Source organism: Kyrpidia sp. (assembly GCF_023512215.1).
Classification (GTDB): domain Bacteria; phylum Bacillota; class Bacilli; order Kyrpidiales; family Kyrpidiaceae; genus Kyrpidia; species Kyrpidia spormannii.
In genome coordinates this window covers 1-5,314 of sequence record NZ_JAILZZ010000090.1, presented here as the reverse complement: position 1 = coordinate 5,314, position 5,314 = coordinate 1, and the positions used below count along the sequence as shown (strand labels likewise).

Genomic DNA, 5,314 nt, shown 5'->3' with positions numbered 1-5,314 from the left:
TGAAACTCCGCGAAGGTCAACAGTTCTTGGTTGGTGCGCGTTCGTTCTTTGATAGACCCGTCCTTCTTCCGAACCTGAACCGGCTCGTCCAACACGTTCAGATGGGCCGCGAAAAAGTCCATGTAAAACGCAATCACCTGGTTATAGATATCCTTCGTCCGCTCCAGCGCCTCCGTCTTGCACCGATGGACCTCCCTGTGAATCCCGATGCGGATCGCCCTGATGACAGTCGCCAGCGTCCTCACCTCCCATCTCGTTCATGGCTTTTTGGACCTTTTTCCGGAACTCCTGCGACCGCTTGCCGTACATCCGGGCTGAAAACACGGTGATGATCGTCAACAGATCCTCCACCAGCTCCTGCTGGGATGTCTCCGGCTCGGTCTTGTGGGTGGACTCGACCGTCACCCCGTGGCTCTCGAAAAACCGCTCCAGATACCGATAGCCGAACCGGGCCAGCCTGTCCAGGTATTCGATCAGTACCCGGTCGATCTCCCCGTCTTCGGCGAGTTTGAGCAGGGCCGCCAGTTGTTTCCGGTTCTCGCCCACCCCCGACGCCTGTTCGGAAAACACCCGGACCACATCGTACCCGCGCTCTTCCGCATACCGCTCCAGCCGTTCCCGCTGCCGCTGGAGATTGCCGTCCGCCTTTTGCTTGGCCGAAGACACCCGGGCGTAGATCGCCGTCCGGTCCCCGGCCCGTTTCCCCAAAAGTCGCCTCACCTCCTCGACGTCGAACAACCTGTGGTTCCCCGGCGAACGAATGGAATGAATCTTTCCATCCCTGTCCCAGCGTCGGATCGTCTGCACGGTCAGTCCCAGCATTTTTGCCACTTTGCCGATGGGGAGATACTGTGTGTCTTTCATGAATATATATTATTATAAAATATGGTCTATGCGGATATATTTTTAACCTCCGAGTCGGTTAAGACCATCGAAGACGAGAAAGAACGCGATCGGGAACAGGCGGAACGCTGGTACACCGGAGAGGCCATTGTGCGTGAATTGAGACGGTGGCAGGCGTTGCACGCGACGTTCACCGCGTTAAATCAAGGGTACTGTCATTAAACCACCACAAACCACCACTTGATCCGGTGCCGATGAATGAGCGTATGGAATAATTGTGTGAGGGTAAGAATATCTTATACGGTAAGACATTCGAATTGCAATTTACAATGAGGGAGGTAAGATGTAAAATGAAAGAGAAAGATAAATCTATACAGAAGGAGAGGGAGAAAAAAGTGTTGGCTACTAGGACAATTTCCAGCAAAGGGCAAGTTGTTATTCCGGCAGAAGTTCGACGACTGTTAAACATTGAGCCTGGGGATCAGGTGATTTTCTCTTTGAATGATTTTGGGGAGATTGTAATGAGAGCAAAAAAGCGAGAAAAACTATCAGATTTGATTGGAATACTTCCTGCCAAGAAACGCGTTGATGGGGATTTTGAGGTTATTCGCAAAAAGGCCCGAAGGATCATGGCTGTCCGCAAGCATGCGTTAAGGGAGGATGAATAATTGGCCGAGTGTTTTTGGATTGATACAAATTTGTTATTACGCCTTATAACGGAAGATCCAGAAGGAATGACCAAAGAAACATTGGAGCTGGTTTCGTTCGTTGATCGAGGCGCGATCAAACTAAGGGCTTCGTCTATGGTTGTTGCAGAATGTGTTTGGGTCTTGGAATCGGTCTACGAACATAAACCTGGGGAAATCGCCAAAGCATTGCGCCGATACTTGACGAGTAATGTGATTGAGTTTGACGAAAAAGAAGTGGTAGAGGGCGCGTTAGATGATTATGAACAGCATAATGTAGATTTTATCGATGCATACGTGGCGCGTAAGGCAAAATTCAGCACAACCCCTCGAATCATCACGTGGGATCGGGATTTCCGGCGCCTCGACATCGAATGGTTTAAACCGCCGGAAATTGTGAAAAGAGTTAAAGAAGCACAAGGTCAACGGGAATGACGAGCCTGCTCACTTCCCTACGGGTATATAGTGATGCCCGGCACGTGCTCATATGTCTTAGAACGTGCTATCTTGAAAAACTAATATAATTAATTTAATATATACTATGGTTAGTTTTAGGAGAGGGTGACACTGTTGAAGTTGACTCGATTCGGCCACTACGTGCAAATTACATTTTTCCCAGGTGTGTTTCCTGTGAATTGCTACCTCGTTCAAGAGGATGACGGTGCAACGTTGATTGATGCTGCCCTTCCATCCAGCGCGAAGGCGATTCAACGTGCCGCTGCGACGTTTGGACTCCCCATCAGGCGAATCCTTCTGACTCACGGTCATGCGGACCACATCGGGGCTTTGGACTCTCTGCACATGTTATTGCCGGATGCCGAGGTCATGATTTCGCGGCGGGACAGTCGACTGCTTGTCGGTGACACCAGTGTGGACCCCCAGGAATTCCAGACTAGGATCAGAGGCGGTATTACGCCTCGCACGACCCGGCCCACTCGGTATCTGGAGGAGGGGGACCGGATCGGCAGCCTGGAGGTCATTTCGTGTCCCGGGCACACGCCGGGTCATGTGGCGTTTTTCGATGTGCGCGATCGAACGCTTATTGCGGGAGATGCGTTTCAGACGCACGGTGGAATAGCGGTCTCCGGCGTCGTCCGTCCATTGTTTCCGTTTCCGGCACTTGCGACGTGGCACAAGCTGACAGCACTAGGAAGTGCAAGACGGCTGCGCGATTTACGTCCGTCACAGCTGGCGGTGGGACACGGGAAGGTATTGACCAATCCCCTGGAGGCCATGAATCGTGCCATCAACAAAGCGGAGGAAGTATTCAAGGGGGAGGTCTAAAATGGCAAAAAAACCTCGGCTGGACAAGGTGATGATCACACAGGCCGCAGGAGAACTGGCGGACCAAATCGGCCTGGAGAAACTCACCTTGTCTGCCGTGGCAGATCATCTGAAGGTCCGAGCACCGTCTCTTTATAATCACATTGAAGGACTGGATGGGCTTCTTCGGGAGTTGTCCTTGCTTGGCATGAAGGAATTGAACAGACGCCTGGAACGGGCCGCCCTGGGAAAATCCCGGGCCGACGCGTTGGCTTCTATGCTGCTGGCGTATCGTGCGTTTGCGAAAGAGAGACCGGGTGTGTATACCGCCACGCTGCGTGCTCCAAAACAAGGCGATTCCGAGGTACAATCTGCTTCTCAAGCCATCATTGAAACGGTGCTGACGGTGCTGAGGCCGTGTGCATTGAGCGACGAAGAGGCGATCCATGTCATTCGGGGCTTCCGTGCCATCGGTCACGGATTTGCCTCTCTTGAGCTGGCAGGCGGGTTCGGGATGGATTTGTCGACAGACGAAAGTTACCAACGACTGATTGCCATGTTTTTACGAAGCGTTTGCCCATAACACCGTTCAATTTTGGGTTCGGCCGGGGCCGCCATCCCCGGACGGATGTGAGTCCCGTCCGGGATGGCGAAGGGGTGACCACGGGGATGCCCCGGGGCGAGACTATTTTAACCCCGACTGCATAAAACTGGAGATGATCTGGCGCTGGGCGACAAGATAGAGAAGAAGCGCTGGCAGGGTGGTCAGTGTCGCGGCCGCCATGAGCGGCCCCCAATTGTTGCCACCTTCCATGCTCACGAACCCTTGAAGGCCGACGGTCAGGGTTTTCATCGGCGGGTCGGTCAAAACCACCAGCGGCCAGAGGTACTCGTTCCAGGTGTTCACAAATACCAAGATCACCAGTGCCACAATGGGCGATCGGATGACCGGCACCACCACCTGCCACAGCGTCCGCCACGTCCCCGCCCCGTCCACCCGGGCGGCTTCGAGCAGTTCCCGGGGAAAACCGAGCAGGTGCTGGCGAAGGAAAAACACCCCGAAAGCGTTGGCCAACTGAGGCGCCGCTGCCCCGAGGTACGTGTTGAGCCAGCCCAAGGACGAGATCAACAAATAATTCGGAAGCAGGGTCACCTGGATCGGGATCATCATCGTCCCGATCACTAAATAAAACAGCAAATCCCTCCCCGGGAACCGAAACAGGCCGAACACATACGCCGCCAGGATGGCCGTGACCACCTGCCCAACCGTCACCAGCACCGCCACGATCAGGGTATTTTTAAAATAAACCCCGAGCGGCGCCCCGGCGAAGGCCTCCACGTAATTCATCCATGTCGCCGGATGGGGGAGCCACCCGCCCCCGAATACTTGTTCCGGGGTTTTCAGGGACGTCGAAATCATCCACAGCAGTGGGAACAACAGCAGCAACGCGGACACCGCCGCCAGCCCGTGCATCCACCAGGTCGCCCGGCTCATTCCTCCCTCAGCCTCCTGTCGATGACCCGGATTTGCCAGACCGCCAGCACCAAGAACACGACGAACACCACCACGCTGGTGGCCGAAGCCATTCCGGTCCGGAAAAATTGAAAGCCTTGCTCCCAGATGAGGTACACGAGGTTGGTGCTGGCCTGGTTGGGCCCGCCCTGGGTCAGCATTTGAATGGGGACAAAAACATCCTGCACCGCTTCCAGGGCCGAGGTCAAAGCGACGAAGACGGTGGTGGGCATGAGCAGGGGCCAGGTGACCCGCCAGAAAATCTGCCAGCGGCCGGCACCATCCACCCGGGCCGCCTCCACGTACTCCTGGGGGATATTTACAATTCCTGCCAAATAGAGGATGAAGCTCAGGCCAAAGCCTTTCCAGGCTCCAACCGCCGACAGGGCGACCACCACCCAGTGGGGATCCGACAGCCACATGGGTCCCTGGATGCCGAAGACCTGCAGTAGCCCGTTCAAAACTCCGCCGATGGGGTTGAGGATCCACAACCACAACAGCGAGGCCACCGCCGCCGACACCACCGCCGGCACAAACAGCACACCCCGGTAAACCCGGTGCCAGGGCCCGGTGATTTCCGCCACGGCCCAGGCGGCAATCAGGGGCAGTGCCCCTTTGCCGAGGAGAATCCAAAACATGTATTGCAGGGTGTTCCATACGGCCAGCCGAAAATCCCGGCTTCCGAAGAGTTCCGCGTAATTGCGGCCGCCGATGTAGGTCTTGACCGGACTGACCCGATTCCATTCGTACAAGGACAGGATCGCCGTCTGAACCAGGGGCCAGTATACGAATACGCCCAGAATCGCCAGCACCGGCAGTAAATAGGCGTAAGGCCCGAGTCGGGCGAGGGCGCGTCGGCGCGCCCTCGCCTCCTTCCCGTGCGCCCGGCATGGGCGTTGATTTGGTGGTGCAAGTCCACTGCAGGCGAGGCAGCACGAGTCTGCTAGCCAAAGGCAAGGGTGTCCGCTGCGAGGCGGAATCCGAAGGAAGCCGGAGGCAAACCCACGGC

General features: G+C 55.7%; 7 protein-coding genes. 4 read left to right on the top strand and 3 right to left on the bottom strand.

Annotation, left to right across the window (positions count from 1 at the left end; all coding sequences use genetic code 11):
- Positions 1-141: 141 nt before the first annotated feature.
- A complete protein-coding gene (locus K6T64_RS16175) occupies positions 142-864 on the bottom strand; it encodes an IS607 family transposase (protein WP_288011120.1) in 723 nt (240 codons plus the stop codon).
- A gap of 329 nt (positions 865-1,193) precedes the next feature.
- Here K6T64_RS16175 and K6T64_RS16170 point away from each other — a divergent pair, with 329 nt between their 5' ends.
- The 4 genes from K6T64_RS16170 (at position 1,194) to K6T64_RS16155 (ending at position 3,375) form a co-directional block, all read left to right on the top strand.
- Complete coding sequence (locus tag K6T64_RS16170; protein WP_100666844.1) at positions 1,194-1,511, top strand: AbrB/MazE/SpoVT family DNA-binding domain-containing protein; 318 nt, start codon at positions 1,194-1,196, stop codon at positions 1,509-1,511.
- Complete coding sequence (locus tag K6T64_RS16165) at positions 1,512-1,964, top strand: type II toxin-antitoxin system VapC family toxin (RefSeq protein WP_100666845.1); 453 nt, start codon at positions 1,512-1,514, stop codon at positions 1,962-1,964.
- A gap of 135 nt (positions 1,965-2,099) precedes the next feature.
- Positions 2,100-2,813 carry an MBL fold metallo-hydrolase gene (locus tag K6T64_RS16160; protein WP_100666846.1) on the top strand — a complete coding sequence of 238 codons (714 nt, stop codon included), beginning with the start codon at positions 2,100-2,102 and terminating at the stop codon, positions 2,811-2,813.
- Between the two features lies 1 nt (position 2,814).
- On the top strand, positions 2,815-3,375 hold the full coding sequence (locus K6T64_RS16155) for a TetR/AcrR family transcriptional regulator (protein WP_288011117.1): 561 nt from the start codon (positions 2,815-2,817) through the stop codon (positions 3,373-3,375).
- A gap of 102 nt (positions 3,376-3,477) precedes the next feature.
- Here the strand turns inward: K6T64_RS16155 and K6T64_RS16150 are convergent, their stop codons facing one another.
- Positions 3,478-4,287: a carbohydrate ABC transporter permease gene (locus K6T64_RS16150; RefSeq protein WP_288011115.1), complete on the bottom strand. Its 810-nt coding sequence runs from the start codon at positions 4,285-4,287 to the stop codon at positions 3,478-3,480.
- On the bottom strand, positions 4,284-5,117 hold the full coding sequence (locus tag K6T64_RS16145) for a carbohydrate ABC transporter permease (RefSeq protein ID WP_288011113.1): 834 nt from the start codon (positions 5,115-5,117) through the stop codon (positions 4,284-4,286). Before K6T64_RS16145 ends, K6T64_RS16150 begins: the two co-directional genes overlap by 4 nt.
- Positions 5,118-5,314: the final 197 nt, after the last annotated feature.

Excerpts from the sequence above, each read along its gene's own strand:
- K6T64_RS16175 (WP_288011120.1), bottom strand. The coding sequence starts at position 864 with ATGAAAGACACACAGTATCTCCCCATCGGCAAAGTGGCAAAAATGCTG.
- K6T64_RS16170 (WP_100666844.1), top strand. The coding sequence starts at position 1,194 with ATGAAAGAGAAAGATAAATCTATACAGAAGGAGAGGGAGAAAAAAGTG.
- K6T64_RS16155 (WP_288011117.1), top strand. The coding sequence starts at position 2,815 with ATGGCAAAAAAACCTCGGCTGGACAAGGTGATGATCACACAGGCCGCA.
- K6T64_RS16150 (WP_288011115.1), bottom strand. The coding sequence starts at position 4,287 with ATGAGCCGGGCGACCTGGTGGATGCACGGGCTGGCGGCGGTGTCCGCG.